The organism is Shewanella sp. SG41-4, from assembly GCF_014164505.1.
Taxonomy (GTDB): domain Bacteria; phylum Pseudomonadota; class Gammaproteobacteria; order Enterobacterales; family Shewanellaceae; genus Shewanella.
The window spans coordinates 1-306 of sequence record NZ_JACJFI010000770.1; the positions used below are offsets into that span (position 1 = coordinate 1).

A 306-nucleotide genomic window follows, 5' to 3' on the forward strand; every position below is an offset into this window, starting at 1 on the left:
AAATTTCTACTTGAACGATCATTTTTCGCTGTCAGACTAAGGATATTGATACCCTTTAAGCCCTGAGCCACCTTGACTGACCTACCTGATGATATAGCACAACTCAAAGCCATGTTGCTGCAACTGCAAGTAAAAGAGCGTGCACAAGCAGAAGAAATTGCTGAGCTTAAAACGACAGTTCAGCTGCTTATTGAACAACTCAACTTAAGTAAATCAAAACGTTTTTCATCACAAAGTGAAAAGGTAGCCAAAGGCACGTTTAACGAAGCTGAGCAGCAACATGCGTTGCCCAACGTAAATAAGAGC

1 pseudogene is annotated in these 306 nt (G+C 41.2%); it reads left to right on the forward strand.

The features are described from left to right. Positions 1-72: 72 nt before the first annotated feature. Positions 73-306, forward strand: a pseudogene (locus tag H5202_RS23760) (IS66 family transposase); the annotation flags it as partial.